The organism is Tabrizicola sp., from assembly GCF_041911175.1.
Lineage (GTDB): Bacteria > Pseudomonadota > Alphaproteobacteria > Rhodobacterales > Rhodobacteraceae > Tabrizicola.
The window spans coordinates 1-26187 of the sequence record NZ_JAYRPN010000087.1 but is presented as its reverse complement, the minus strand read 5'-3'; the positions used below and the strand labels follow the sequence as shown (position 1 = coordinate 26187).

Annotated in this window: 20 protein-coding genes; 8 read left to right on the top strand and 12 right to left on the bottom strand. The window is 67.4% G+C overall.

Annotation, left to right across the window (positions count from 1 at the left end):
• The first annotated feature begins 51 nt into the window (after window positions 1-51).
• A complete protein-coding gene (locus ACE3P6_RS12400) occupies window positions 52-258 on the top strand; it encodes a hypothetical protein (protein ID WP_374395429.1) in 207 nt (68 codons plus the stop codon).
• A 75-nt stretch (window positions 259-333) separates the two neighbouring features.
• On the opposite strand, the gene ACE3P6_RS12395 is transcribed toward ACE3P6_RS12400, so the two are convergent.
• Complete coding sequence (locus ACE3P6_RS12395) at window positions 334-816, bottom strand: RidA family protein (RefSeq protein ID WP_374395427.1); 483 nt, start codon at window positions 814-816, stop codon at window positions 334-336.
• A gap of 262 nt (window positions 817-1078) precedes the next feature.
• Here ACE3P6_RS12395 and ACE3P6_RS12390 point away from each other — a divergent pair, with 262 nt between their 5' ends.
• Window positions 1079-2116 carry an LLM class flavin-dependent oxidoreductase gene (locus tag ACE3P6_RS12390; protein ID WP_374395424.1) on the top strand — a complete coding sequence of 346 codons (1038 nt, stop codon included), beginning with the start codon at window positions 1079-1081 and terminating at the stop codon, window positions 2114-2116.
• 6 nt (window positions 2117-2122) lie between these two features.
• Here the strand turns inward: ACE3P6_RS12390 and ACE3P6_RS12385 are convergent, their stop codons facing one another.
• Complete coding sequence (locus ACE3P6_RS12385; RefSeq protein ID WP_374395422.1) at window positions 2123-3034, bottom strand: rhodanese-related sulfurtransferase; 912 nt, start codon at window positions 3032-3034, stop codon at window positions 2123-2125.
• A gap of 99 nt (window positions 3035-3133) precedes the next feature.
• Between ACE3P6_RS12385 and pncA the strand changes: the two genes are divergently transcribed.
• Complete coding sequence (gene pncA / locus ACE3P6_RS12380; protein WP_374395420.1) at window positions 3134-3742, top strand: bifunctional nicotinamidase/pyrazinamidase; 609 nt, start codon at window positions 3134-3136, stop codon at window positions 3740-3742.
• Window positions 3743-5035, top strand: coding sequence for a nicotinate phosphoribosyltransferase (gene pncB / locus ACE3P6_RS12375; protein ID WP_374395418.1), 1293 nt, complete (start codon window positions 3743-3745; stop codon window positions 5033-5035).
• Here pncB and ACE3P6_RS12370 read toward each other — a convergent pair.
• From ACE3P6_RS12370 to ACE3P6_RS12335, 8 genes are all read right to left on the bottom strand, one after another.
• A complete protein-coding gene (locus ACE3P6_RS12370; RefSeq protein ID WP_374395417.1) occupies window positions 5032-6051 on the bottom strand; it encodes an anion permease in 1020 nt (339 codons plus the stop codon). The genes pncB and ACE3P6_RS12370 overlap by 4 nt on opposite strands.
• Complete coding sequence (locus ACE3P6_RS12365; RefSeq protein WP_374395415.1) at window positions 6051-6695, bottom strand: DUF47 domain-containing protein; 645 nt, start codon at window positions 6693-6695, stop codon at window positions 6051-6053. The genes ACE3P6_RS12370 and ACE3P6_RS12365 overlap by 1 nt, the downstream gene beginning before the upstream one ends.
• 81 nt (window positions 6696-6776) lie before the next feature.
• Window positions 6777-7688: a phosphotransferase enzyme family protein gene (locus ACE3P6_RS12360; protein ID WP_374395413.1), complete on the bottom strand. Its 912-nt coding sequence runs from the start codon at window positions 7686-7688 to the stop codon at window positions 6777-6779.
• Window positions 7685-8107, bottom strand: coding sequence for an alternative ribosome rescue aminoacyl-tRNA hydrolase ArfB (gene arfB / locus ACE3P6_RS12355; RefSeq protein WP_374395411.1), 423 nt, complete (start codon window positions 8105-8107; stop codon window positions 7685-7687). The genes ACE3P6_RS12360 and arfB overlap by 4 nt, the downstream gene beginning before the upstream one ends.
• Before the next feature lie 309 nt (window positions 8108-8416).
• Window positions 8417-9037, bottom strand: a complete 621-nt coding sequence (locus ACE3P6_RS12350) for a queuosine precursor transporter (RefSeq protein ID WP_374395407.1) — start codon at window positions 9035-9037, stop codon at window positions 8417-8419.
• A gap of 85 nt (window positions 9038-9122) precedes the next feature.
• Entirely contained in the window at window positions 9123-10019 is an 897-nt protein-coding gene (mepA, locus tag ACE3P6_RS12345) for a penicillin-insensitive murein endopeptidase (protein ID WP_374395406.1), read from the bottom strand.
• Window positions 10016-11386, bottom strand: a complete 1371-nt coding sequence (locus ACE3P6_RS12340) for an MFS transporter (RefSeq protein ID WP_374395404.1) — start codon at window positions 11384-11386, stop codon at window positions 10016-10018. The genes mepA and ACE3P6_RS12340 overlap by 4 nt, the downstream gene beginning before the upstream one ends.
• A gap of 81 nt (window positions 11387-11467) precedes the next feature.
• Window positions 11468-11998, bottom strand: a complete 531-nt coding sequence (locus ACE3P6_RS12335; protein ID WP_374395402.1) for an acyl-CoA thioesterase — start codon at window positions 11996-11998, stop codon at window positions 11468-11470.
• Window positions 11999-12123: 125 nt separating this feature from the next.
• On the opposite strand from ACE3P6_RS12335, the gene ACE3P6_RS12330 reads away from it, so the two are divergent.
• Window positions 12124-12411: a YggT family protein gene (locus tag ACE3P6_RS12330; RefSeq protein ID WP_374375979.1), complete on the top strand. Its 288-nt coding sequence runs from the start codon at window positions 12124-12126 to the stop codon at window positions 12409-12411.
• Window positions 12412-12419: 8 nt separating this feature from the next.
• Window positions 12420-14465 (top strand): DNA helicase RecQ, encoded by a 2046-nt coding sequence (gene recQ, locus ACE3P6_RS12325; protein WP_374395400.1) that lies wholly within the window; start codon window positions 12420-12422, stop codon window positions 14463-14465.
• Between the two features lie 235 nt (window positions 14466-14700).
• Here the strand turns inward: recQ and ACE3P6_RS12320 are convergent, their stop codons facing one another.
• Window positions 14701-17235: a response regulator gene (locus ACE3P6_RS12320; protein WP_374395398.1), complete on the bottom strand. Its 2535-nt coding sequence runs from the start codon at window positions 17233-17235 to the stop codon at window positions 14701-14703.
• Window positions 17236-17414: 179 nt separating this feature from the next.
• On the opposite strand from ACE3P6_RS12320, the gene ACE3P6_RS12315 reads away from it, so the two are divergent.
• A complete protein-coding gene (locus tag ACE3P6_RS12315; RefSeq protein ID WP_374395396.1) occupies window positions 17415-22865 on the top strand; it encodes an alpha-2-macroglobulin family protein in 5451 nt (1816 codons plus the stop codon).
• A gap of 166 nt (window positions 22866-23031) precedes the next feature.
• Window positions 23032-25074 (top strand): penicillin-binding protein 1C, encoded by a 2043-nt coding sequence (gene pbpC / locus ACE3P6_RS12310; protein WP_374395450.1) that lies wholly within the window; start codon window positions 23032-23034, stop codon window positions 25072-25074.
• A 70-nt stretch (window positions 25075-25144) separates the two neighbouring features.
• On the opposite strand, the gene bktB is transcribed toward pbpC, so the two are convergent.
• On the bottom strand, window positions 25145-26187 hold a 1043-nt coding region (gene bktB, locus ACE3P6_RS12305), incomplete at its 5' end, for a beta-ketothiolase BktB (RefSeq protein ID WP_374395394.1).

The window sequence follows — 26187 nt, the reverse complement described above, 5'->3', positions numbered from 1 at the left end:
CGCATGGAACATGTCAATACACTACGGCAACCTGCTTCCCGGACGAAAGCCATGCACGGCGTCAACCTTGATCTGCTCCACCTCGGCCCCTACCATACCGATGGCCGACCGAAGAACCCGCACGCCCACCATCGGGCGGAACTTCTGGACGCGCGGCGCACCGCCCGCAAGGCAGTCTGGCGCGCCGCGATGGCCCGGCTCCACAGCCTCCTCGCCCCGCGCCCCGCGCCCGGCCTGCCCGCCGACCGGCCCTTCTAACCCACCGGCCCTTCCTCTTGGCCCAATTACTCAGTCTTCGGCGCAACGCGGGAGCAATCTCCGCGTCGGCCTGCGCTATTCCACCTCGACCGTGACCCAGGTCTCGAAGCAGACCCCGTTCGCCAGCGCCATCACCCCGATCGTCGCCCGCCCGCCAAGCCCCCGTTCGCGCCCGAAGACCTCCAGGAACAGGTCCGACAGGCCGCTTGAGACCTTGTGCACCTCCTCGAATTCGGGCGTGCAGACGACGAAGTTCAGGCTGCGCACGATCCCCTTCACCCGGTCCAGCGACCCCACGGCCTGCCTTATGCCGCCCAGCACGTTCAGCCCGGTCTGGCGGGCGGCAAGGTAGCCCTGCTCCACCGTCACGTCCTGGCCCAGACGCCCCTTGTGGGTAATCTCCGCACCCCTCTGCGCAACATGGCCCGACAGGAACAGCAGGCTGCCCACCCGGTGATAGGGTTTCATCGTGCCATAGTCGGCGCCGTAATAGCCGTCGCGGTCGAAGTCGGGGATGTCGAGGCCCATCTGGATGGCCAGCTTCTCGGGTGAGGTCATGTCGGTCTCCTTCGCCCGCCAACCTGCCCCGGACGTCGATTCGCCGCTATGGTTAATCGGTTGCGGGACATCCGCGCGTATGTATGGAAGCCATACGCATTCCAGACGGAAGGCAGACGCCGAAATTGCCGCAAGGCTGATCGGTTAAACCAGCGTTCACAAGGGCTTGCACCGCGCCGTGCACCGCCGAACCGCCCCTCTCTCGAAAACCGCATTCATTTCCCGCAGGTCACTCCCTACCTTGGCCGGAAAGGAGCATCCCATGACCCCCATCTCCCTCGGCCTCGATACGTTCGGCGATGTCTCGGTCGGCCCCGACGGCCAGCCGCAACGCATGGACCGCGTCTTGCGCGACGTGCTGGACCAGGCCACGCTCGCCGACGAAATCGGTATCGATTTCATTGGCTTGGGCGAACACCACCGGCCCGATTTCGCGATCTCCTCGCCCGAAATCGTGCTGGCCGCCATCGCCGGGCGCACCAGCCGGATCAAGCTTGGCACCGCCGTCACGGTGCTGTCGACCGACGATCCGGTGCGCGTCTTCCAGCGCTTCTCCACCCTCAATGCGCTATCGAACGGCCGCGCCGAACCGATCCTCGGGCGCGGGTCGTTTACCGAAAGCTATCCGCTCTTCGGGCATGACCTGCACGACTACGACCAACTGTTCGAGGAACGCCTTGACCTCTTCGCCAAACTCCTGCGCGAGCCGCGCGTGACCTGGTCGGGCGAAACCCGTAGCCCGTTGAAAGACCAGCCGGTTTTCCCGCCGCTGGGCCAACCGATGACGGTCTGGGTCGGCGTCGGCGGCTCGCCCGAAAGCGTGGTCCGTGTTGTCCGGCAGGACCTGCAACTGATGCTGGCGATCATCGGCGGCGATGCGGCGCGCTTCGCGCCTTACGTCGACCTCTACCAGCGCGCCTGCTCCCAGTTGGAGAAACCCGTGCGGCCCATCGGCGTCCACTCCCCCGGTTTCGTCGCGGAAACCGATGAAATCGCGCAGGAAAAGCTGTGGCCGCATTACGCCGAGATGTTCGGTCGCATCGGCAGCGAACGGGGCTGGCCGCCGGTGACGAAGGACCGCTACCTCGCCGAAGTCCACCACGGCGCGCTTTATGTCGGCTCGCCCGAGACGGTGGCGCGGAAGATCGCGAAGACGGTGAAGGCGCTGGGGATCCAGCGCTTCGACATGAAGTACTCCACCGGCCCGGTGCCGCATGCCGACCTGATGGACTGCATCCGGCTTTACGGCGAGAAGGTCATCCCGATGGTGCAGGACATGCTGGCGGATAGGGCGACGTAGGGTGCGCTACAGCGCACCGCTTCCCAGATGTAGTGTCCCGCGTTTGGCCGCCAACAGCATCTGGTGGTGTCTTTCCCGAAACCGCGCCCGGTCGGCGGTCGAGTATTCCTCGGCGCAGGCCGGGCAGCAGACGCCTTCCTCATACTCCGGCGCGGCCTGATCCTCTGCCATCACCGGCCTCCGGCAGGCACCGCAGACCTTCAACCCACCCGGCACCAGCCCATGCCCGACCGACACCCGGTCGTCGAAGACGAAGCACTGGCCCTGCCACAGGCTTTCCGACTCCGGCACATCCTCCAGGTATTTCAGGATGCCGCCCTTCAGGTGGTAGACCTGATTAACCCCTTGGCCCAGAAGGTAATTCGTCGATTTCTCGCAACGGATGCCCCCGGTGCAGAACATGGCGATCCGTTTGCCCGCGAAGCGGTTCCGGTTCGCCTGCCACCAGTCGGGAAACTCGCCGAAGGCGCGGGTTCCGGGGTCCACCGCGCCTTGGAAGGTGCCGATGGCGACCTCGTAGTCGTTCCGGGTGTCGATCACCACCGTCTCGGGGTCGCTGATCAAGGCGTTCCAGTCCTGGGCCGCCACATAGTTCCCCACCCGCGCCAAGGGGTCCACGTCCGGCTGCCCCATCGTCACGATCTCGCGCTTCAGCTTCACCTTCATCCGCCCGAAAGGCATTGAATCCGCGAAGCTTTCCTTCCACTCCAGCCCCTCGCACCCAGGCAAGGCCCGGATCGCCGCCAGCGCCGCGTCGATCCCCTGCCGCGTTCCGGCGATGGTGCCGTTGATCCCCTCGCGCGCCAGCAGGAGCGATCCCTTGACGTCCTGCGCCTGACAGGTCTCCAGCAGCCCCGGCTTCAGCGCGGCGGGGTCAGGGAAGCGGGTGAAGTGATAGAGGGCGGCGACGGTCAGCATGGCCCCCCTTTGCGCCCAAGCCTTCGGAATTTCAAGCGCTTCGCTTGACGCACCCCGCCCCCGGACCTAACCAAGAAGGGTGAACGAGGGAGGCCGCCGGTGAAACCCGCGAATGAAGCGCTGATCGTGATCGACGTGCAGAACGACTTCTGCCCCGGCGGTGCCCTGGCCGTGGCGGGGGGCGATGAAATCATCAGCCGGATCAACGGGTTGATGAGCGATTTCGCGACCGTGGTGCTGACGCAGGACTGGCATCCGGCGGACCATTCGTCCTTCGCGGCGAACCATCCCGGCGCCCAGCCCTTCACGCTGATCCAGATGCCCTACGGCCCGCAGGTGCTGTGGCCGGTGCATTGCGTGCAGGGGACGGAAGGGGCGGAATTCCACAAGGCCTTGCGCACCGATCCGGCGCAACTGGTTGTCCGCAAGGGCTTTCGCGCCGGGATCGACAGCTATTCCGCCTTCTTCGAGAACGACCATGTCACCCCGACTGGCCTTGAGGGCTACTTGCGCAGCCGGGGGGTGACGGCGGTGACGCTGGTCGGCCTCGCCACCGACTACTGTGTCGCCTATTCGGCGCTGGATGCGGCGCGGCTGGGGTTCAGGGCGACGGTGCTGGAAGGCGCGACACGGGCCATCGACCTGAACGGTTCCCTCGCCGAAGCACGGGACAAGATGCGCGCGGCCGACGTCGCGCTGGAGGCGTAAATGGTGGACATTGCAACCCGCGTCTGGGACCACAAGTGGAAGATCGACCCGATCGTGCGGTCGCTGATCGACACCGACTTCTACAAGCTGTTGATGTGCCAGTCGATTTTCCGCAACAAGCCGGACACCAACGTGGTGTTCTCGCTCATCAACCGTTCCACCAGGGTGCGGCTGGCGGACCTGATCGACGAGGGCGAGTTGCGGGAACAGCTGGACCATGTGCGCACCATCTCGCTGGCGCGGGGGGAAAGCACCTGGCTGCGGGGGAACACCTTCTACGGCAAGCGGCAGATGTTCCGTCCCGATTTCATGGAGTGGTTCGAAGGCCTGCGCCTGCCCGCCTATCACCTGGAAAAGCGCGATGGCCAGTTCGAGCTGACCTTCGAGGGGCGCTGGCCCGAGGTGATGCTGTGGGAAATCCCGGCGCTGGCGGTGCTGATGGAGTTGCGCTCCCGCGCCGTGCTGAATGACATGGGCAAGTTCGAGTTGCAGGTCCTCTACGCCCGGGCGATGACCCGGCTGTGGGAGAAGATCGAGCGGCTGAAGCAGATCGACGGGCTGAAGATCGCCGACTTCGGCACGCGGCGGCGGCACGGGTTCCTGTGGCAGGACTGGTGCGTGCAGGCGATGCAGGAGGGACTGGGGTCGAAGTTCACCGGCACCTCGAACTGCCGCATCGCCATGCGTCGCGACATCGAGGCCATCGGGACCAACGCCCACGAATTGCCGATGGTTTACAGTGCCTTGGCGAATAGCGACGAGGAACTGCGTCAGGCCCCCTATCGCGTTCTGGCCGACTGGCAGGAAGAGCATGAGGGCAACCTGCGGATCATCCTGCCCGATACCTACGGCACCGAGGGCTTCCTGAAGAATGCGCCGGACTGGCTGGCGGGCTGGACCGGCATCCGCATCGATTCCGGCGACCCGGCCAAGGGGGCCGAGATCGCGATCCGCTGGTGGAAGGAGCGGGGCGAGGACCCGCGGCAGAAGCTGGTGATCTTCTCGGACGGGCTGGATGTGGATACCATTGAGACGCTCTATGCCCAGTTCAACGGACGGGTGAAGGTGTCCTTCGGCTGGGGCACGATGCTGACCAACGACTTTCGCGGGCTGGTGGCGGGCGACGCGCTGGCGCCGTTCAGCCTGGTCTGCAAGGCCTTGTCGGCGAACGGGCGGCCGACGGTCAAGCTGTCGGACAACCCGGCCAAGGCGATGGGCCCGAAGGACGAGGTCGAGCGCTACAAGCGGGTGTTCGGGGTGGGCAAGCAGGAGGTCCAGGAGGTTCTGGTCTAGCGGATGAACAGCTCGCCGATTCCGTAGAACAGTGCGCCCATCATTGCGGCGGCGGGGATGGTGATCATCCAGGCCCAGACGATCCGCCGGGCCAGGCCCCAGCGCACGGCATGGACCCGGCGGGCGGACCCCACGCCGACGATGGACGATGTGATCGTGTGGGTGGTCGAGACCGGCACGCCCAGATAGGTCGCCGCGAACAGCGTCAGCGCCCCGGCGCTTTCGGCGCAGGCGCCCTGCATCGGGGTCAGGCGGGTGATCTTCGATCCCATCGTATGCACGATCCGCCAGCCGCCCAGCATGGTGCCGATCCCCATGATGGTGAAGCAGGACAGCACGACCCAGGCGGGGACGGTGAACTCGGTATAATACCCGTTGGCGTAAAGCAGCACCGCGATGATCCCGGCGGTCTTCTGCGCGTCGTTCGACCCGTGGCCGATGGAGTAGAGTGCCGAGGTCAGAAGCTGCAGCTTGCGGAAGAGGCCGTCGGTCTTGGCCGGGTTGGCGCGGACGAAAAGCCAGCTGACCAGCACGACCAGCAGGATGCCCAGCACGAAGCCGGTGACGGGCGACAGCACGATGGCGATCAGCGTCTTCGACAGGCCTGCCCACTGGATCGCCGGGAAGCCCGCCTTCGCCACACCCGCGCCGACGATCCCGCCGACCAGCGCGTGCGAGGAGGACGAGGGGATCCCCAGCCGCCAGGTAATCACGTTCCAGACGATGGCCCCCATAAGCGCGCCGAAGATCACCGCATTCGTCACCATCTCGGGGTCGATCAGCCCCTTGCCGATGGTCGAGGCGACCTTGGCCTCGAAGCCGAAATGGTGGCCGATGAAATAGGCGGCGAAGTTGAAGAAGGCGGCCCAGAGGACCGCCAGGAAGGGTGACAGCACCCGCGTCGAGACGATGGTGGCGATGGAGTTCGCGGCGTCATGCATCCCGTTCAACAGGTCGAACAGGAAGGCGATGCCGATCAGGAAGACCAGCAGGAAGGTGACGGAACCCGCGTCCATCAGACGTGCTCGATCACGATGTCGCTCATCACATGAGCCACATCCTCGAAGCGGTCGCAGACCTTTTCCAGCCGGTCGTAAAGTTCGGCCCCGATGACGAAGTCCAGCGCCTGATCCTTCGGCGTGGCCTTGAACAGCTCTTTCAGGCCGGTGTCGTACATCTGGTCCGACTGTTCCTCGATCCGGCTGATCTCGCCGACCATCTGGTGCAACCGGCCGGAGTTGGTGCCGATGTCACGCATCAGCGGCAGGGCGTCGGCAACGATGTTGGCCAGAAGGATGATCCGGTCGCCCATCGCGCGCATGTTGGGCTGGAAGGCGGCCACGTCGTAGAGCATCACCGTCTTGCCGGTCTTGTTCATCTGGTCGATGGCGTCGTCCAGCGAGGTGGACAGCGCCTTGATGTCGGAGCGGTCGAAGGGGGTAATGAAGCTGCGGCGGATCGACTGCATCACCTCGTAGCTGATCTGGTCGGCCTCTTCCTCTTGCGTGGAAAGGCGCGTGCATGTGTCCGCCGTGTCGGGGCCGCCGTCGAGGATCGCCCGCAGGGTCTGCGCCGCCTCTTGCGCCTTGTGGGCCTGGGCCTCGAACAGGTCGAAGAAATTGTCCGACCGCGGCATGATGGCCTTGATGAGCTTGAACATGGCGACTCTCCGGGCGTGGACCTGCGTTCAGGCGCGCTGACTAGCCGGTCACGAAGGTTTCCGCAATCTGTTCCGTTGGCGTTACGGGGGACCGAGGACCTGCCCGGCGACCATCACCGCGCGGGCGAGATGGCTTTTGTGAATGGGGTCGTCGGGTTGCAGGCGCGGCATGGTCCAGCCGACCGAGGCCAGGGTGCGGGCCAGGGTGAAGGCCTTGACCATCGGCTCGTCGGTGGTGCCGTAGCCCGCCATAAGCGCGGCGCGAAGCTGCGGCTGCTCGGGGTGGTAGACGGTCTGCACCAGGGCGGTGCCGAGGTCGTAAAGGCGGAAGCCGAAGCCCGAGTCGTCGAAGTCGATCAACGATACCGAACGACCGTTCACCAGTACGTTTTCCCGCAACACGTCGGCATGGATCAGACCGATCTCGCCGGTGAGACGCTCGCGCAGGGCATCGCGGGCGCGGATCAGGATGGCGCGCTGGTCGGGGGTGGCGGCGGGATGCTCCCAGAACCGGCCCCAGTGCGGCTGGTCGCCGACAAGCCCCTCCAGATCCCAGCGCGGGCGGGTGAAGCCTTCGGGCAGGGTCAGCCGGTCGGTGGTCTGGTGGACTCGCGCCAGAAGCTGACCGAGGGAATGATAGGCGTCCAGCACCTCGGGCAGCGGGCGGGTGAAGGGCTTCGCCGCCTCGCCCAGAGCCTCTCCCTCGATCCAGGCAATGACCGAGGCCTGGCGGCCATCGGGCAGACTGACGAGAAACTGGCCGTCCAGCGCAGGGAGCGCGGCGGGAACCGGCAAGCCTGCGCGGGCCAGTTCGGCGCACCACCAAAGCTCGGACCGGATGGCGGCGGGGGACTGGTAGCCCGCCCGGTGCAGGCGCAGCGCGGCGCGGTCGCCCGAGGGCAGGGCGCATTCACAGACGTGGTTCTCGCGGTCGCGCAGGGTGCGCAGGACGCGGGCGCCCCAGGCCCGCGCGGCGGTCTCAAGCGGGGTCATTCCTCGTCCCCGATCCTGCCGCGCAGGGCCTTGACCTCGCCACGCTGGGTCTTCGCCGCGATCCGGCGGCGCTGGCTGCCGAGGGTGGGCTTCGTCGCGATCCGGCGCTTGGGGGCGACCAGCGCGGCGCGGATCATCTCGACCAGACGCTCCCGCGCGATGTCGCGGTTGCGGGCCTGGCTTCGGGTTTCGTCGACCTGGAGCACGATGGCGCCTTCGGTGGTCCAGCGCCGCCCGGCCAGCTTCTTCAGCCGCGCCTTCACGCCGGGCGCCAGATGCGGCGAGCGTTCCGCCTCGAAGCGCAGTTCGACGGCGGTCGAGACCTTGTTGACGTTCTGCCCGCCGGGACCGGAGGCCCGCATGAAGCTTTCGCTCAACTCCCATTCGGCGATGGTCAGGGTTTCGGTGACGTGCAGCATATTGCGGTTATGACGCGGGCTTTACTGTGCGGCGAGCCAAAAAATTTTCGCGAAATTTTTTTTGGTTTCAGCCAAAATAGAGAAAGGGCTGCCTTGTTTCGGGCAACCCTTTCCGAGATCCAAGGAGATGGGCCAGTTAGGCATCCAAATCCAACCGGTGGTTTATTTCCCAGGGGCTGCCCTTAGAAAATACGCCTCCCGACTGTCCCGACACCTCTCTCCAATATCACTCTAGACACTGGATCACCTCCTTTCAAATGGTTGCCGATAGGGGGAGCGTGACACAGATTTTGTGTTTGTCAAAACAATTCACGCAACCTTTGCGGCCCACCGGGCGAGTGCCAGGCGAAACGGCAACAATGCCACCCCGGCCAGCAGAAGCTTCACCAACCAGTCACCAACGGCCAGCGACACCCAGAACGGGGCCTCGGGACCAAGGCCCAGAAGGGGGGTCGGCTGCGTCGCCCAGGACAGGTCGACGCCGGGCTCCAGGAAGGTCAGCGCCGCCGAAAAGGCGATGGTGAAGAAGATCGCGGTGTCGAGGGTGGAGGAGATGACCGGAGAGATCAGCGGCGCCTTCCACCAGAGGCCGCGGCGGAAGCGGTTGAAGACGGTGATGTCCAGCAGCTGTGCGGCAAGGAAGGCCGTGCCGGAGCCGAGGGCGACGCGGAGTGTCACCAACGGGCCGAACTCGCCCTGCACCTGCGTGCCGATGAAGGAGCAGACGATCCCCGTGGCGAAGCCTACCAGCACCACCTTGCGGGCGGCGGCAGGGCCCTCGAAGCGGTTCACGATCTCGTTCACCAGGAAGGCGAAGGGGTAGGTGAAGGCCCCCCAGGTCAGGAAGGCGCCCAAGGGATACTGGACGAGGATGTTCGAGGCGACGACGATGATCGCCATCGCAAGGATGCCGGGAAGAAGGATGCGCATGTTGCTTTCCGTTTTGACAAGGTCGCGGAGACTTGGCCCGGTTGGGCGGGCGCGATCTATGCCGATGGCAGGCCCCAAGTCAACCTCAGTCCGCGGCCAGCACGCCTTTGCACTGCTTCGGCAGGTCGGCCATCGTGAACTCGCGCGGGCCCTTCTTCTTCGGCCCCTCTTCGTCCTTGGGCTTGTTCGGGTCGGCCTTGGGCGGGTTCAGGTAGTCCGTCACCCACCAGGTCAGCGTCTCGTCGCAGCCATCGCCGCCTTTCGACAGCTCGGCCACTGTCGGGCTTTGCGTCTGGCACAGCTTCGCGCCCTTGGGGCATTTCAGGCGGACGTGGAAATGCGTGTCATGGCCCGCGATGGGCCTGATCTTCTGCAGCCACTTCTTGTCCTTGGCCTTGGCGGTGCGGCACATCTCGATCTTCACCGCGGCCGCGACGAAGATGCGGTCGACGCGGGGGTCGAGCGCGGCCTGCTTCAGCAGCTCGCGGTGGACCTTGGTCCAGTTTTCCGTGACTGACCGCTGGTCCGCCGAGCGGACGGGGATCGAGCTGATCTCCTCGCGCTCCGCCTCGGTCAGGGTCAGGCTCTGCGGCGGCAGCATCCAGATGTCGGCGTCGAGGCCGATCTGGTGGCTGGCGTGGCCGCTGGTCATCGGCCCGCCGCGCGGCTGGCTGATGTCGCCGATGTAGAGCCCCTTGCCGAAGCCGATGTCGCGGGCGGTGGCCGAGAGGTCCATCAGGAACTGGATCATCGCCGGCTGGCCGAAGTTGCGGTGACGTGACAGCCGCATCGCCTGCCAGGTGGGGCCGGTTTCCGGCAGCTCCACCAGCCCTGCACCGCAGCCCTTGGCGTAACTGCCGATGGGCATCGAATCCTGGTTCGACGGGTCCGCCATCGCGCCGAAGAGCTTGTTGGCCAGTTTCTCGGCATGGGCCGGGGCGGCAAGGGCCAGGGAAATCAGAAGGATGCGGGTGAAGGTCATGCGGGCATCTCTCCCTTCGGGTGAACCCAGAGTAGCAGGACGAGGCCGATCAGGAACAACAGGATGATCGGCGAAATCCCAAGCCGCGCGCTGCCGGTCGCGGCGGTTGCCAGGGTGATCAGCGCGGGGGCGACGAAGCTTGTCACCTTGCCGGAGAGGGCAAAGAGCCCGAAAGCCTCGGTCGCGCGGTCGGGGGTGGTGTGGCGCAGCACCATCGTCCGGCTTGCCGCCTGCAAGGGCCCGCCAGCTGCGCCGATCAGCCCGCCGCAGATGTAGAAGATCAGGTCGGGGGTCGAGGAAGCCTCGTCCAGCGGAAGGCCCCAAAGCTGCTCGCGGTCCATGCCGACGATGACCACGCAGACGACCAGCAGGACCAGAAGGCAGCCCACGATCACCGGCTTCGGCCCGAACCGCGCATCCAGCCGCCCACCGACCCAGCTGGCGACCATCGCCGTCACCCCGCCGAGGATGCCGAAGACGCCGATCTGGGTGATCGACCAGCCCAGCACGTTCGAGGCATAGACCCCGCCGAAGGCATAGATGCCGGTCAGGGCATCGCTGTAGGCCAAAGCCGAACCGAGATAGGCCGAGAGGCTGCGGCGGTATCGCAGGCTGCGGATCGTCTCTCTCAGGCTGGCCAGCGCCCGCCCGACATGCAGCGACCCGGCCCCGCCGTGGGGTTCGCGCACCCAAAGCGCGAAGGGGATCATGAAGACCACGAACCAGATCGCCGTGAAGGGGCCGACGAAGCGGGTGCCCTCGCGCGCCTCGGTGTCGAAGCCGAAGATCGGGTCGATGCCGATCAGCGTCTTGCCGGTGTCGGCATTGTCGGCAAAGAGCGACAGCATGACGAAAAGCGCCACCAGCCCGCCGAGGTAGCCGAACGCGAAGCCTGACCCCGAGATGCGCCCGATATCGTCGCCTTCGGCCAGCGAGGGCATCAGCGCATTGGTGAAGATCGTCGCGAATTCCATCCCGATGAGGCCGATCCCGAACAGGATCGCGCCCCGGCGCAGCATGTCCAGCTCGCCCCCCGGCGCGACATACCACAGGCTGAAGGCCCCGAAGACATAGAGGGCGGAGAAGAGCCAGACCCAGATCAACCTGCGTCCCGTCCCCTGCGCGACGGCGCCAAGGACGGGCGCAAGGCAGGCGATGATCAGCGAGAAGCAGGCGTACCAGAAGCCCCAAAGGCCTTGAGCGGCGGCCTTCGCGGCCTCTTCGTCAAGGCCCGTGCCCATGTAGTAGCCGCGGGCGACCTCGGCGAAATAGGGGCCGAAGATGAAGGTGAGAAGCAGCGTGTTGTAGGGCTGGCTGGCCCAGTCGAAGAAATACCAGCCCCAGATCCGCTGCCGTGCCGTTGCCATGCCTGCCCCCTGTTTTCCGCGAAGTGAAGCCGGAAACGCGGGACGGCGCAAGCGAAGGCTACGGGTGTCGCTGACGCTTGCCTATCGCACGGGAGGCCAGGGCCGGGTCGCCTCGGCTTCGATCCAGGCCTGCACCCAGTCCGGCAGCCCGGGGCTGATGGTCGAGATCCCCGCCGCCTTCGCCAGTTCCGCAGGCGGCACGATCCCCGCCTTCGACACCATCGCCGACCGGATCAGCGCCTGCGAGGTGCAGTCCCCGCCCTTCCACATCGACTGTTCCATGTAGAGGAAGCGGTCATCCCAGCCGAGGCAGCGGCTGTAGGTCGTGAGCTTCGAGAACACCGTCACCCGCTTGCGGTAGCGCACCGATGACCCCGCCACGGTCATCCCCCAGCCCTTCGCCTTCAGGATGCCGTGGATACCGGTCCGCGCCCCAAGCGGCAGGCGGCCCAGGTCGTAGAGCGTCAGCGTGCGGCCGTTGTTCAGCTCGACCCAGGGGTCGAGGTCCCAGGGCCAGCACAGGTGATGGCTGACATGGGTGTCGAACAGGCCCAAGGGCGGCATGGCCCTCGCGCGGGCCAGTTCCTTGAACATGCGCAGGAAAGGGTACATCGGGGCCTCCGGGTCTGTCGCCCAACTGGCCCGGCCTTCACCTGTCGTCAAGCAGAACGCTGCGGAAGCCATTGCCCTTGCCCGTCCCTGCCGCTACCTGTGGCGCAGTCCAGATGGAGTGCCCGATGACCTCGCTCTACCAGATCCTGATGATGATCCTGCAGATCGCGCAGTTCCTGATCCTGGCCCAGGTCATCATGAGCTGGCTGGTCAACTTCCAGGTCCTGAACATCCGGCAGCCGCTGGTCCGGCAAATCTGGGACGGGCTGAACCGGCTTCTGGAGCCGCTCTATGCCCCCGTCCGGCGCATCCTGCCGCCGATGGGGGGCCTCGACCTCGCGCCGCTGGCGGTGCTGATCGCGATCTACGCCCTGCAGATCGTCCTGCGGAACAACATCGCCGCCTTCCTCTGAGCCGCGGCGTGGACGGCGCTTCCCGGCTGCTGCATTCGGTCTTCGGCTTCCCGGATTTCCGCCCCGGCCAGGCCGAGATCGTGCAATCGGTTCTGGAAGGGCGCAACACGCTGGCGATCATGCCAACGGGCGGGGGCAAGTCCTTGTGCTTCCAGCTTCCCGCGCTCTGCCGCGAGGGGGTGACGGTCGTCATCTCGCCGCTCATCGCGCTGATGCGGGATCAGGTCCGCGCCTTGCGGGCGGCGGGGGTCGAGGCGGGGGCGCTGACCTCGGGCAATACCGAGGAGGAAACCGAAGAGGTCTTCCGCGCTGTGGACGAGGGGCGGCTGAAGCTTCTCTACATGGCGCCGGAGCGGCTGGCCTCAGGCGGGGCGCTGGCGCTTTTGCGACGGGCGAAATGCAGCCTGATCGCGGTGGACGAGGCGCATTGCGTCAGCCAGTGGGGCCATGACTTCCGCCCCGACTATCTGCGGATCGGCGAGTTGCGCCGCAGCCTGCGGGTGCCGCTCGCCGCCTTCACCGCCACGGCGGACGAGGAGACGCGGGCCGAGATCGTCACCCGTCTGTTCGACGGCGAGGCCCCGGTCACCTTCCTGCGGGGCTTCGACCGGCCCAACATCCACCTGGCCTTCGCGGTCAAGGACAAGCCACGCGAACAGGTCCTGCGCTTTGCGGGCGCGCGGCGCGGACAGTCCGGCATCGTCTACTGCGCGACGCGGTCGAAGACCGAAACGCTGGCCCAGGCCTTGCGCGAGGCGCGGCATGAGGCGGTGGCCTATCACGGCGGGATGGAGGCGGACGAGCGCCGCCGGGTCGAGGCGCGGTTCCAGCGCGAGGATGGGCTGATCGTGGTGGCGACCATCGCCTTCGGAATGGGGATCGACAAGCCAGACATCCGCTGGGTCGCCCATGCCGACCTGCCGAAGTCGATCGAGGCCTATTATCAGGAAATCGGCCGCGCCGGGCGCGATGGCTCCCCCGCCGAGACGATGACGCTCTACGGCCCCGACGACATCCGGCTGCGGCGGAGCCAGATCGATGAGGGGGCGGCCCCGCCGGACCGCAAGGCGGCTGACCACGCCCGGCTGAACGCGCTGCTGGGGCTGGCCGAGGCCTTGGGCTGCCGCCGTCAGGTGCTGCTCGGCTATTTTGGCGAGACGGCGGAGCCTTGCGGGAACTGCGATCTTTGTGACCGACCGGCCTTGCTGTTCGACGCGACCGAGGCGGTGCGGAAGGCTTTGTCGGCGATCCTACGGACGGGGGAGTGGTTCGGGGCGGGACATCTGATCGACATCCTGACCGGCTCGGTCACCCAGAAAGTGCGGGAGAGGGGGCACGACCAGTTGCCGACCTTCGCGGTGGGCCGCGACCTGTCGAAACCCGCCTGGGGCGCGGTGTTCCGGCAGATGATGGGCCGCGACCTCGTCCGCCCGGACCCCGACCGGCACGGCGCGCTGAGGATGACGGAAGCGGCCAGGCCCGTGCTGCGGGGGGAGGCTTCGGTGACGCTGCGGCGCGACACGGTGGTGGCGGCGGGCGAGCGGGAGCCGGTGGTGCGGGCGCAGGTGGCGGAGGAGGATGCCGGGCTGCTGGCGCTTCTGAAGGCGAAGCGGCGGGCGCTGGCGGAGGCACAGAACGTGCCGGCCTATGTGGTTTTCCCGGACAAGACCCTGATCGAGATGGCGGAGAAGAAGCCTGGCAATCTGGACCAGATGGCCGGGATCACCGGGGTGGGCGCGCGGAAGCTGGAGAGCTATGGGGCGGCGTTCCTGGAGGTGATCACCGGGGCTGCGGAGGGGATGCACCCGGCGCGGATGAAGCTGGTCGGGCGGCCGGAGGGGGCCTTGTTCGACCGGCTGGCAGAGGTGCAGCTTTCGCTGGCGAGGGGGGAGGACGGGACGGGGAAATACCTGAGTTGCACCCATTCCACCCTGCGGGCGATTGCCGAGCGGCGGCCCTCGACGCTGGGGGAGCTGGTGGCGATCCAGGGGATGGGGGAGCAAAAGGTGGAGCGGTTCGGGGAGGCCTTCCTGGCGGTGCTGCGGGAGGGGTGAGCGCGGGTGTCCACGGTGGACAGAATTTTGGTGTGAATGATTTCAATGGGTTGGTTGCGGACGTTAGGCATTTGGTAATGTTCTGGTTTTCTTTCGGCGCGGTATTGTCGCGCCGAGGGAGCGTGGAAGAGTCGGGCTGAAGCCCGACCTACGGGTTGGGCAGGTGCGGTGTTCGCGGCCCTGAGGCGACGGATGCAGGTTGGCGGGCAGAGTCGGGGTGAACCCCGACCTACGTTCAGGCGGCACTCTCTTCCGGGGTTGACACCGGGGGCCGGGCTTCGGGGGGGCGGTATTCGGCAAGCGCCCCCTCGATGGCGGTCTTGCGCAGGGGTTTCGTGAGGTAGCGGTCGATCCCTGCGGCGAGGATCGCCTCGGCGTCGCCCTCCATCGCGTGGGCGGTCAGCGCCACGATCGGAACCTGCGATCCCATCGCCCGGATCGTGCGGGCGGCTTCTTTCCCATCCATCTCGGGCATAGAGATGTCCATGAAGACCAGGTCGGGATGGAAGGTCCCGAACAGCTCCACCGCGAGGCGGCCGTTGTCGGCGAAGCGCAGGTCGATGTCCATGTCGCGGACCATCTTCTGGAAGACAAGCTGGTTGGTGCGGTTGTCCTCGGCTGCCAGCACCCGCATCTGGCGCAGGTTCGAGGGCAAGGGCGGGGCTTCGGGCGGGGCCACCTCTGCCGCAGGGGCGGTCAGGCCTTGCAGGTGGCGGTAGAGGTCGGAGCGCAGGATCGGCTTTTGCAGGATCGCCGCGAAGTCATGCGCCAGAGTGCCGAGGCCGGTGGGGTTGGACGACAGCAGCATCACCGGCAGCTTGTGACCGGCGACGCGGATATGGTCGAGAAGCTGGACCCCGTCCATCTCGGGCATCGCGTGGTCGGTCAGCACCACGTCGTAGTCCGGGTCCTGCGCAAGTCGCTCCAGCACCTCGGCGCCGGAGCGGCAAAGCGTCACCTCGATCCCGCAGGGGGCGAGCTGGCGTTCCAGGATCGTGCGGTTGATGAACTGGTCGTCGACCGCGATCACCCGCTTGACGCTGACCGGAACCTGCACCGGAGCGGCATCCTCGGCCACCGGCAGGGTGATGCGGAAGCCGAAGCTGGAACCGGTGCCGACATCGCTGTCGACCCAGACCGCGCCGCCCATGTGTTCGATCAGGCGGCGGGTGATGGCCAACCCCAGCCCGGTGCCTTCGAACTTTCGGTTGCGCTCATCCTCGACCTGGTTGAACTCGCCGAAAATGTGGTCGAGGTAGTCCGGCGCGATGCCGATGCCGGTATCCTCCACCGTGACGTGCAGGGTCTGGGTGCCCTCGGCGTCGTCCACGCCCACCACACGGGTCAGGACATGGCCCTTTTCGGTGAATTTCACGGCATTGCCGATCAGGTTGGTCAGCACCTGCCGCAAGCGGCCCGGATCGCCGACGAAGCGGGTGGGCAGGAACATGTCGAAGTCGATCATCAGGTCGATGCCCTTTTCCCGCGCGCGGGGCTGGAGGAGCATCGTGACCTCGTGGATCGTGCGTTCGAGGTCGAAGGGTTCGGGGCGGAGGGTCAGCCGTTCGGCCTCGATCTTGGAGTAGTCGAGAATGTCGTTGATGATGACCAGAAGTGCCTCGCCCGAGGAGCGGATGGTTTCGGCAAACAGGCGCTGTTCCTCGGACAAAGCGGTGTCGCAGAGAAGCTCGGCCATGCCGACGACGCCGTTCATCGGCGTGCGGATCTCGTGGCTCATGTTGGCGAGGAAGGCGGATTTGGCACGGTTCGCGGCTTCGGCGGCCTTGCGGGCGGATTCGAGCTGCGCCTGCTGGTCGCGGATCGCGGTGATGTCGGTGCGCAGCCCGACGCGGCCGCCGTCCGGGGTGACATGGTCGGATTCCACGATGACCCGTCCGTTGGCGAGGGTGTTCTCGGCACTGGTATCGGCGGCGCGGAAATGGGCGAGGCGGTCGGCGAGCCAGTCTTCCTCGCGCCCGATAGCCTGGGGGACGTGGCCGTTCTTCAGGCCGTGGCGCAAGAGCGCCTCGAAGGTGATGCCGGGCTGCGCCATCGGGGCAGAGTCGGGGAACATGTCGCGGTATCGCTGATTGCAGGCCAAAAGCCGTTCCTCCCGGTCAAAAAGGACGAAGCCATCGGGCAAGACGTCGATGGCCGCCCAGATGCGCATCTGTTCGGTGATGTCGATGGCGAGGCAGACGAGGTCGCCATCGCGGGCGCGGCGTTCCTGGACCTTGATCCAGCTGCCGTCGCGGAGTTTCAGGGTGACGGGTTCGATCGGATCGCCGTCGATCCGCGCCAGCATGCGGGCGACGAAATCGGCGGGCGTCTCGTCGCCGAGGTCGATGATGGTTTCGGCGGAGTGGCGGATGATCTCGTCATAGGGGCAGCCGGGGGCGACAAGCTTGCTGTCCAGCGGGCCGATCCAGGCGGCATTGGCGCTGACCAGCCGCTTGGCGCTGTCGAAGACGGCGAAGCCGTCGTTTATGGTTTCCAGCGCGTCCCAGAGGCGGCGTTCGGCCATGACGGCGGCGGTATGGGCGCGGTCGAGATCCTCGACGAAGCGCAGGTTCTGGTCCTTGAGCGTTTCGGCCTGGGAGAGCGCGGATTTCACCACCTGGCGCTGTTCGACGATCTGGTCGGACAGGGACCGCGCGTGGATGGCAAGCTTTTCGTTGGCGGCGAAAAGTTCCCGGCTTTTCTGTTCGAGAAGGCGTTCGGCTGCCAGCCGTGCGCGCCGTTCCCTGACCAGACGTTCCGAAAGATCCATCGCTTCCCAGCCGACATTCTGCCTGTTGCCGGGCTGCGGGGGCCGCAACGTCCGGTTTTCGCGACTACCCTCGCAAGCCAAGATGAACCAAGGCTTAACGCTGAAAGAGATTGGGGTGCGCTTGCCACCATGTGCCGGGCCATGCGACAATTCCGCCAATCCATTGGGAGGCATTTTCGATGCGTTGGTTTCTGAAAGCGGCGATTGCGGCGGCGTTTCTGGGTGGGGCCGGGCTGGCCTCGGCGCAGGATCTGATCCCCGAGCGGCGATTCGTCGTGACGCAGGACCAGGACCTGCCGGGGGGCGACATCGCGTCGATCTTCGACACCACCATCGAGGCCTGTGAGCGCGCCTGCGTGACCAATGCGCGCTGCACGGCCTATGTCTACAACACCAAGAACGGGTCCTGCTTCGTGAAGAACGGGCCGGGCGAAGGGGCCTATTTCGCGGGTGCCTTCTCGGCCACGGTGATCGAGGCGGACAAGGCCCTGCGCGAGGCGGCGAAGGCGCGGCGGGGGGAAATCGCGTTCCTGCCGGACTGGGACATCCAGCCTGCCTTCGACCAGGCGCAGGGGCTGGGGCGGCAGCATACGACGGGCCCCTGGACGGCGGAAGAGCATCTGGCGGCGGCGGCTGAGGCGGAAGCCGGGGGCGACTGGGCGGGGGCGGCGGCCTATACCGGGGCGGCCTTGAACCTGACGGATGACGCGGCCACCTGGGGCGAGTTCGCGCGGCGGCAGTTGCAGGCGGGGATCGCGGACCCGAACCAGTCGGGCTATTTCTTCAACCAGGCGTTCCTGTCGTCGATCAACGCCTATCTGCGGGCGGAGAGCCCGGCCCTGCGGCATACGATCCTCTTGACGATGGGCGAGGTGCTGGAGCGGAACGGGCGGGGACGGGATACCGTTTCGGCGCTGCGGCTGGCGCAGTCGTTGCAGGAGCGGGTGGATACGGCGGCGCTTCTGGATGATGCGATCGGGAAATACGGGTTCCGCATTGCCGAGACGCTGGTGCAGTCCGATCTGGCGCGGCCGCGCATCTGCGTGACGTTCAGCGAGGATCTGGTCGCCTCGGGGGTGGATTATTCCACCTTCGTGCAGCTGCCCGAAGCCGGGATGGTGGTGGAAAACGGCGGCTGGCGGCAGCTCTGCGTGGCGGGGCTGGAGCATGGCAAGCGCTATACGGTGACCTTCCGCGAGGGGCTTCCCGCCGCCGACGGGCAGACGATGGCGAAGGCTGTCGAGATCACGCAATACATCCGCGACCGGGCTCCGGGCGTGAAGTTCCCGGGTCGGGGCTATGTGCTGCCCAAGGCGGGCGATCCAGCGCTGCCGGTCGAGACGGTGAACACCGAGAAGCTTGACCTGACGCTGTACCGGGTGACGGACCGGAACCTCTTGCGCTCGGTGCAGGACTACTATTTCGGCGCGCCGATCAACGTCTATTCCGAGGAGATGTTCGCCGACACGGTGGGCGAAGAGCTGTGGACGGGTCATGCCACCGTGGCGCAGGAGGTGAACAAGGACGTGACCACCCGCCTGCCCCTGGGCGAGGCGCTGGAGGGGCTTCCGGCGGGGATCTATGCGCTGAAGGCGGAAGTGCCGGGGGTCGATCCCTACACCATTCCGCCGGGCTGGCAGTGGTTCGTCGTCTCGGACCTTGGGGTCACGACGATGTCGGGGGTCGATGGGCTGCATGTGTTTGTCCGCTCGCTGGGCACGGCGGGGGCCAAGGCGGGCGTCTCGGTCGAGTTGCTGAACCGCGCGAACACCGTGCTGGGGACGGCCACGACCGATGACCAGGGTTATGCCCGCTTCGATGCCGGGCTGACGCGCGGTGCGGGCGGGTCTGCCCCGGCGATGGTGGTGGTCAAGGACGGGACCGAGGACATCGCCTTCCTGTCGCTGACCGACCCGGAGTTCGACCTGTCCGACCGGGGCGTGGAGGGCCGCGAAGCCGCACCTCCGGTGGATGTGTTCGTGACCACCGACCGGGGCGCCTATCGTGCGGGCGAGACGGTCTATGTCACAGCACTTGCCCGCGATGCGGAACAGGCGGCGGTCGAAGGGTTGCCGCTGACGGCGGTTCTCAGCCGCCCCGATGGCGTGGAATATTCGCGGCAACTGGTCGAGGATCAGGGCGCGGGCGGGCATGTGTTCTCGCTTCCCATCGCGGGCAGCGCGCCGCGCGGGGTGTGGCGGCTGGAGATGTATGCCGATCTGGAGGCCCCGGCGCTGGCGTCGAAGACCTTTCTGGTCGAGGATTTCCTGCCGGAGCGCATCGACTTTGACCTGACGCTGGCGGACGAGCCGCTGTTCGTGGGTCGCGACTCGGCGGTCGATCTGACCGTGGCGGCGAAGTACCTGTTCGGGGCGCCCGGTGCGGGGCTGGCCATCGAGGGCGAGGTGCTGCTGCGCGCCGCCGACGGGCTGGCCGCTTTCCCGGGCTATGTCTTCGGGCGGCATGACCAGCCGTTCAGCGCCCAGATGGAATCGCTGAACGGGGCCGAGACCGATGGGGCGGGCAATGCGACCCTGCCGGTCTACCTGCCGATGATCGAGGACCCGCACCGCCCGCTGGAGGCGCAGGTGACGATCCGCGTCGCGGAGGGCTCGGGCCGTCCGGTGGAGCGGGAGGTCACCAAGGCGATTTCTTCGGCCGATCCGATGATCGGGGTGAAGCCCCTGTTCCAGGGCGGCGTTGCGCCGGAGGGCGGCGAGGCGCGGTTCCAGATCATCGCGGTGCAGGACGATGCGATGGTCGGCTTGCCGGTGAAGTGGACGGTCAACCGAGTGAACTATGACTACCAGTGGTACCAGAGCTACGGCAACTGGAGCTGGGAGCCGGTGGTGAGCCGCGAAGTGGTGGTCGAGGGCACGTCGAACCTTGGGTCGGCCCCGGTGGAGATCGCGGCGGATGTGACCTGGGGCACCTATGAGCTGGTGGTCGAGCGGTCTGACGGCGGCAAGGCCTCCACGTCGATGGAGTTCTACGCGGGCTGGTATGCGCCCGCCGATGCCTCGGCCACGCCCGACACGCTGGAGCTGTCGCTGGACAAGCCCGCCTACAAGCCGGGCGACACCGCGACGCTGCGGATCGTGCCGCGCGCGGCGGGGACGGCGCTGGTGACGGTGCTGTCGAACCGGCTGGTGGCGATGCAGGCGGTCGAGGTGAAGGAGGGCGAGAACCTGATCACCTTGCCGGTGACGGACGAATGGGGCGCGGGGGTCTATGTGACGGCCTCGGTCCTGCGGCCGATGGATGTGGCGGCGGGGCGCAACCCGGCGCGGGCGCTGGGGCTGACCCATGCCGCGATCGACCCCGGCGCGCGGGCGCTTGAGGCCAAGGTCGAGGTGGCGGCGGAAGCCGCGCCGCGCGGGCCGCTGGATGTGGCGGTGAAGGTCGACGGGGTGACGGCGGGCGAGACGGCCTATGTCACCATCGCCGCCGTTGACGTGGGCATCCTGAACCTGACCGGGTTCGAGGCGCCGGACCCGAGCGACTATTACTTCGGCCAGCGGCGGCTGGGCGTGGGCATCCGCGATATCTATGGCCGGTTGATCGACGGGCTGAACGGGGCGACGGGCGAGGTCCGTTCCGGCGGCGACGCGGGCGCGCAGGCGCGGCTGCAGGCGCCTCCGCCCACGGAAGAACTGGTGGCCTATTTCACCGGGCCGGTGACGGTTGGGGCGGACGGCTATGCCCGTGCGAGTTTCGACCTGCCGAGCTTCAACGGCACGGTGAAGGTGATGGCGGTGGCCTGGTCGAAGACCGGCGTCGGGCAGGCATCTGCGGACGTGCTGGTGCGCGATCCGGTGGTGGTGACGGCCTCGGTCCCGCGCTTCATGTCTCCCGGCGATACCAGCCGCCTGCTGCTGGAAGTGGTTCATGCCACCGGACCTTCGGGCCGGATGGGACTGGACGTGACGGCTTCGGGCCTGACTTTGGGCGAGGTGCCTGCGGGCTTCGATCTGGGCGACAAGGCCAAGGCGGTGTTCGAGGTGCCGGTGACGGCGGGCGCGGTGGGCAATCAGACCATCGAGGTCAGCCTGACCACGCCGGACGGCAAGGTGCTGAAGAAGACCCTGACCGTGCCGGTGCAGGTGAACGACCCCGAAGTGGCTCGGATCAGTCGGCTGGAGCTGAAGAAGGGCCAGACCTTCACCTTCGACGAGAATGTCTTCGCCGGGCTGGTCCCGGGCTCGGGCAAGGCGGTGATGGCGGTCGGCCCCTTGGCGCGGCTGAATGCGCCGGGTCTTCTGGCGGCCTTGGATCGCTATCCCTATGGCTGCACCGAGCAGATGACCTCGAAGGCGCTGCCGCTTCTTTACTTCGACGAAGTGGCGCAGGTGATGGACCTGAAGGGCGCCGAGGACATCCAGAAGCGCATCGACGAGGCGGTGGTGGAAATCCTGGCGAACCAGTCCTCGACCGGCGGCTTCGGGTTGTGGGGGCCGGGCGAGGGCGACTTCTGGCTGGACGCCTATGTCACCGACTTCCTGAGCCGGGCGAAGGCGCAGGGCTATCAGGTGCCGGACGTGGCGTTCAGGAACGCGCTGGCGAACCTGCGCAACCAGGTGAACTACGCCCCGGACTTCAGCGCCGAGACGAACGGCGGCGGTGAGGCCTTGGCCTATGCGCTGATGGTGCTGGCCCGCGAAGGCGCGGCGGCGATCGGCGACCTGCGCTACTATGCCGACGTGAAGGGGGATGACTTTGCGACCCCCTTGGCGCAAGGGCAACTGGGGGCGGCCTTGGCCTCTTACGGCGACCAGGCGCGGGCGGATGCGATGTTCCGCAAGGCGGTGGCGAAGATGGAGGCGCTGGAGCCGGAGCAGGGCCAGATCTGGCGGGTGGACTATGGCACCCGCTACCGCGACGCGGCGGCGCTGCTGACGCTGGCGGTCGAGGCCGGGTCGCAGGCGGTGGACCGCGAGGCGCTGACCGACCGGATCGCCACGCAGGGCACCAACCTTTCGACGCAGGAGGCGACCTGGGCGCTGCTGGCGACGAATGCGCTGATCGACCGGCCGGGGGCGGAGGGCGTGACCATCGACGGCAAGCCCGCCGATGGGCCTTTGGTGCGGGTGCTGGACGCGGGCGCGGTCACGCCGGTGGTGGTGAAGAACGACGGCGGGGATACGACCGTCACCGTGACCACCTATGGCGTGCCGTCCGAGCCGGAACCGGCGGGGGGCAACGGCTATGCCATCACCCGGACCTATTACACGATGACCGGCGAGGAAGTGGCGCTGGACAAGGTGGCGGCGGGGACGCGGCTGGTGACGGTGCTGGAGGTGACGCCCTTCGCCTATGGCGAGGCGCGGCTGATGGTTTCGGACCCGCTTCCGGCGGGGTTCGAGATCGACAACCCGAACCTGATGTCGGCGGGGTCCACCTCGGAGCTGTCCTGGCTGGATGCGCTGAACGAGGTGGCGCATTCCGAGTTCCGGCAGGACCGCTTCATCACGGCGGTCGACTGGTCCTCGGACCAGCCGTTCAAGCTGGCCTATGTGGTCCGCGCGGTCAGCCCCGGCACGTTCCACCACCCGGCGGCCTCGGTCGAGGACATGTACCGGCCGGACTTCCGGGCGCGGAGCGAGACGGGCGAGCTGACGATCACCAAGTGATCATGGGGCGCGGTCGGGCATATGCGCCTCTCCTCCTCCCGGTGGGGAGGGAAGGTGAGGCTTCCAGGGCCGCCCGCCCCGGACCTGATCCGGGGCCTCTGCCTGCCTTGGGCGTCGCGACCGGATCGGCGCGAGGTCCCGGGTCAGGCCCGGGACGGGGTTTCTGATCATGCGCGCGCGGTGGATCATCGTTCTGGCGGCGGGCCTCTGGCTTGCCGCCCTGGGCCGGGACCGTTTCGATGCCTGGATCGACGCGACGGTGCTGCCACCGCTCGCGCTGGAGATGTCGGTCGAGGTGCTGGACCGCGATGGCGATCTGCTGCGCGCCTATACGGTGGCCGATGGCCGCTGGCGGCTGGCCCTGCCGCCCGCCAAGGTCGATCCGCTGTATCTGAAGATGCTCTTGGCCTACGAGGACAAGCGGTTCCGCGCGCATTCCGGGGTGGACCCGCGGTCGGTCCTGCGGGCGGCGTTGCAGGCGGTGTGGAACGGGCATGTCGTCTCGGGCGGCTCGACCCTGACCATGCAGGTGGCGCGACTGCTGGAGGAGGGGACGACCGGCGAAGTCGGCGGAAAGCTGCGGCAGATGCGGGTCGCGCTGGCGCTGGAGCGGCGGCTGTCGAAGGACCAGATCCTGCAGCTTTACCTGCATCTCGCGCCCTTCGGCGGCAACCTTGAAGGGGTGCGGGCTGCCTCGATCAGCTATTTCGGGAAGGAGCCCTATCGCCTGACCCCGGCAGAGGCGGCGCTGCTGGTCGCGATCCCGCAAAGCCCCGAAAGCCGCCGTCCCGACCGGGCGGCAGACCGGGCCGAGGCGGCGCGGAGCCGGGTGCTGGCGCGGGCGGTGGCGGAAGGCGTGATCGACGCGGAGGAGGCGGAGGCGGCGAAACGCGAGGCGGTGCCGGGGCTGCGGAAACCCTTCCCGGCGTTGGCGCCGCATCTGGCCGACCGGGCGAAGGCCGAGGAGCCGCAGGCGGTTGCCCATCACCTGACCATCGACGGCGGGTTGCAGAAGAAGCTGGAGCTGCTGGCGCAGGAGGCGGTGGCGGGTCGCGGCGAGCGGTTGCAGGTGGCGATCCTGGTGGCGGACCATGCCTCGGGCGAGATCCTCGCCAGCGTGGGATCGGCGGGCTATCAGGCCGACCTGCGGCAGGGGTTCGTCGACATGACGACGGCGCTGCGAAGCCCGGGATCGACGCTGAAACCGCTGGTCTATGCTTTGGCCTTCGACGAAGGGCTGGGTCATCCCGAAACGATGATCGACGACAAGCCGATGTCCTTCGGCACCTATGCGCCGCAGAATTTCGACAAGCTCTACCTGGGCACGATCCGTATGCGTGAGGCCCTGCAGCTGTCGCGCAACATCCCCGTCGTCGCGCTGACCGATGCGCTGGGTCCTGCAAAGCTGGTGTCGGCGATGGAAAAGGCCGGGATGAAGCCGGTGTTTCCCGGCGACAAGCCGGGGCTGGCGATTGCGCTGGGGGGCGTGGGCGTGACGCTCGCCGACATGGTGCAGCTGTACGCGGCCATCGCGCGGGGTGGCGTGGTGCGGCCCCTGTCCTGGCGGCAGGATGCCGAGGTGCCCGAGGGGCAGCGGGTGGTGTCGGAGGTTGCGGCCTGGGAGGTGGGGGATATTCTGGCGGGCCTCGCACCGCCGCCGGGCGCGCCGTCGAACCGGCTGGCCTACAAGACCGGCACCTCCTACGGCCACCGCGATGCCTGGGCCATCGGTTTCGACGGCAAGCATGTGGTCGGGGTCTGGATGGGACGGGCGGATGGCACGCCGGTGCCGGGGGCCTTCGGCGCGGATGTGGCGGCTCCGGTGCTGTTCCAGGCTTTCAACCGGCTGAAAGGCAAGCTTGACCGGCAGCCGCCTGCGCCGAAGTCCACCCTCTTGGTGGCGAACGCCGACCTGCCGCAGCCGTTGCAGCGGTTCCGGTCCCGGTCGGCGGTGTTCGAGGCGGCGGCGGATGCGCCTGCGGTGTCCTTCCCGCCGGACGGGGCCGAGGTGGAGCTGCTGGCGTCAGGCCTGAAGGTGAAGGTCGCGGGGGGGACCGCGCCCTTCACCTGGCTGGCCGACGGGGTGCCGGTGGTCGTCGCCTCGGACGCGCGCGAGGCGATGCTGGCGATGCCGGGCACGGGTTTCGTGACGCTGAGCGTGATCGACGCGGAAGGCCGGTCGGACCGGGTGCAGGTGCGGGTGCGGTAGCGCCGGAGTTTTCGAAAACTCCGGATCGGAGCCTTTGAAGGCTCCGGCACGATTTCTTCAAAGAAATCGGCTACGCCCGCTCGATGGCCAGAGCGATCCCTTGCCCGCCGCCGATGCACATGGTGATCAGGGCGGTGCGGCCGCCGGTCCGTTCCAGTTCGCAAAGCGCCTTGACCACCAGGATCGCGCCGGTGGCCCCGACCGGGTGGCCAAGCGCGATGGCGCCGCCGTTGGGGTTGACGCGGGCCGGGTCGAGGTCCAGCGCGCGGGAGACGGCGAGGGCCTGGGCGGCGAAGGCCTCGTTCGATTCCACCACGTCGAAGGACTGGGGTTTCACGCCAAGCTTCCCGCACAGCGCCTGCACCGCCGGGATCGGGCCAAGGCCCATCACCTTCGGGTCCACTCCGGCCAGCGCGTAGCCCATGACGCGGGCGCGGCTGCCCTTCGCGCTTCGCGACAGGACCAGCGCCGCCGCCCCGTCGTTGATTCCGCTCGCATTGCCCGCCGTCACCGTGCCGTCCTTCTGGAAGGCCGGGCGCAGGCCTGACAGCGCCTCAATGCTGGTGGTCTTCGGGTGTTCGTCCACCGCGAAGGTGACGGGACCCTTCCTGCCGCCGATCTCGACGGGGACGATCTGGTCGGCGAAGCGCCCCTCGGCGATGGCGCGGGCGGCGCGGGTCTGGCTTTCCAGCGCGAAGGCGTCCTGATCGGCGCGGGTGATGCCATACTGGGCCGCGACATTTTCCGCCGTCACCCCCATGTGGCCAGTGCCGAAGGGGCAGGTCAGCGCGCCGGTCATCATGTCGATGGCGCGGGTGTCGCCCATCTTCTGCCCGAAGCGGGCGGCGGGCAGGATATAGGGCGAGCGGCTCATGCATTCCGCGCCGCCCGCCAGCGCCAGTTCGGCGTCGCCCAGCATCAGGGCCTGCACCGCCGAGACAACCGCCTGGGCGCCCGAGCCGCAGAGGCGGTTCACGTTCATGGCCGGCGTGCCGTTCGGAATACCCGCCTGGACCGCCGCGACCCGGCTCAGGTACATGTCGCGGGGCTCGGTGTTGATCACGTGGCCGAAGACGACATGGCCGATCTGCCCGCCCTCGACGCCTGCACGCT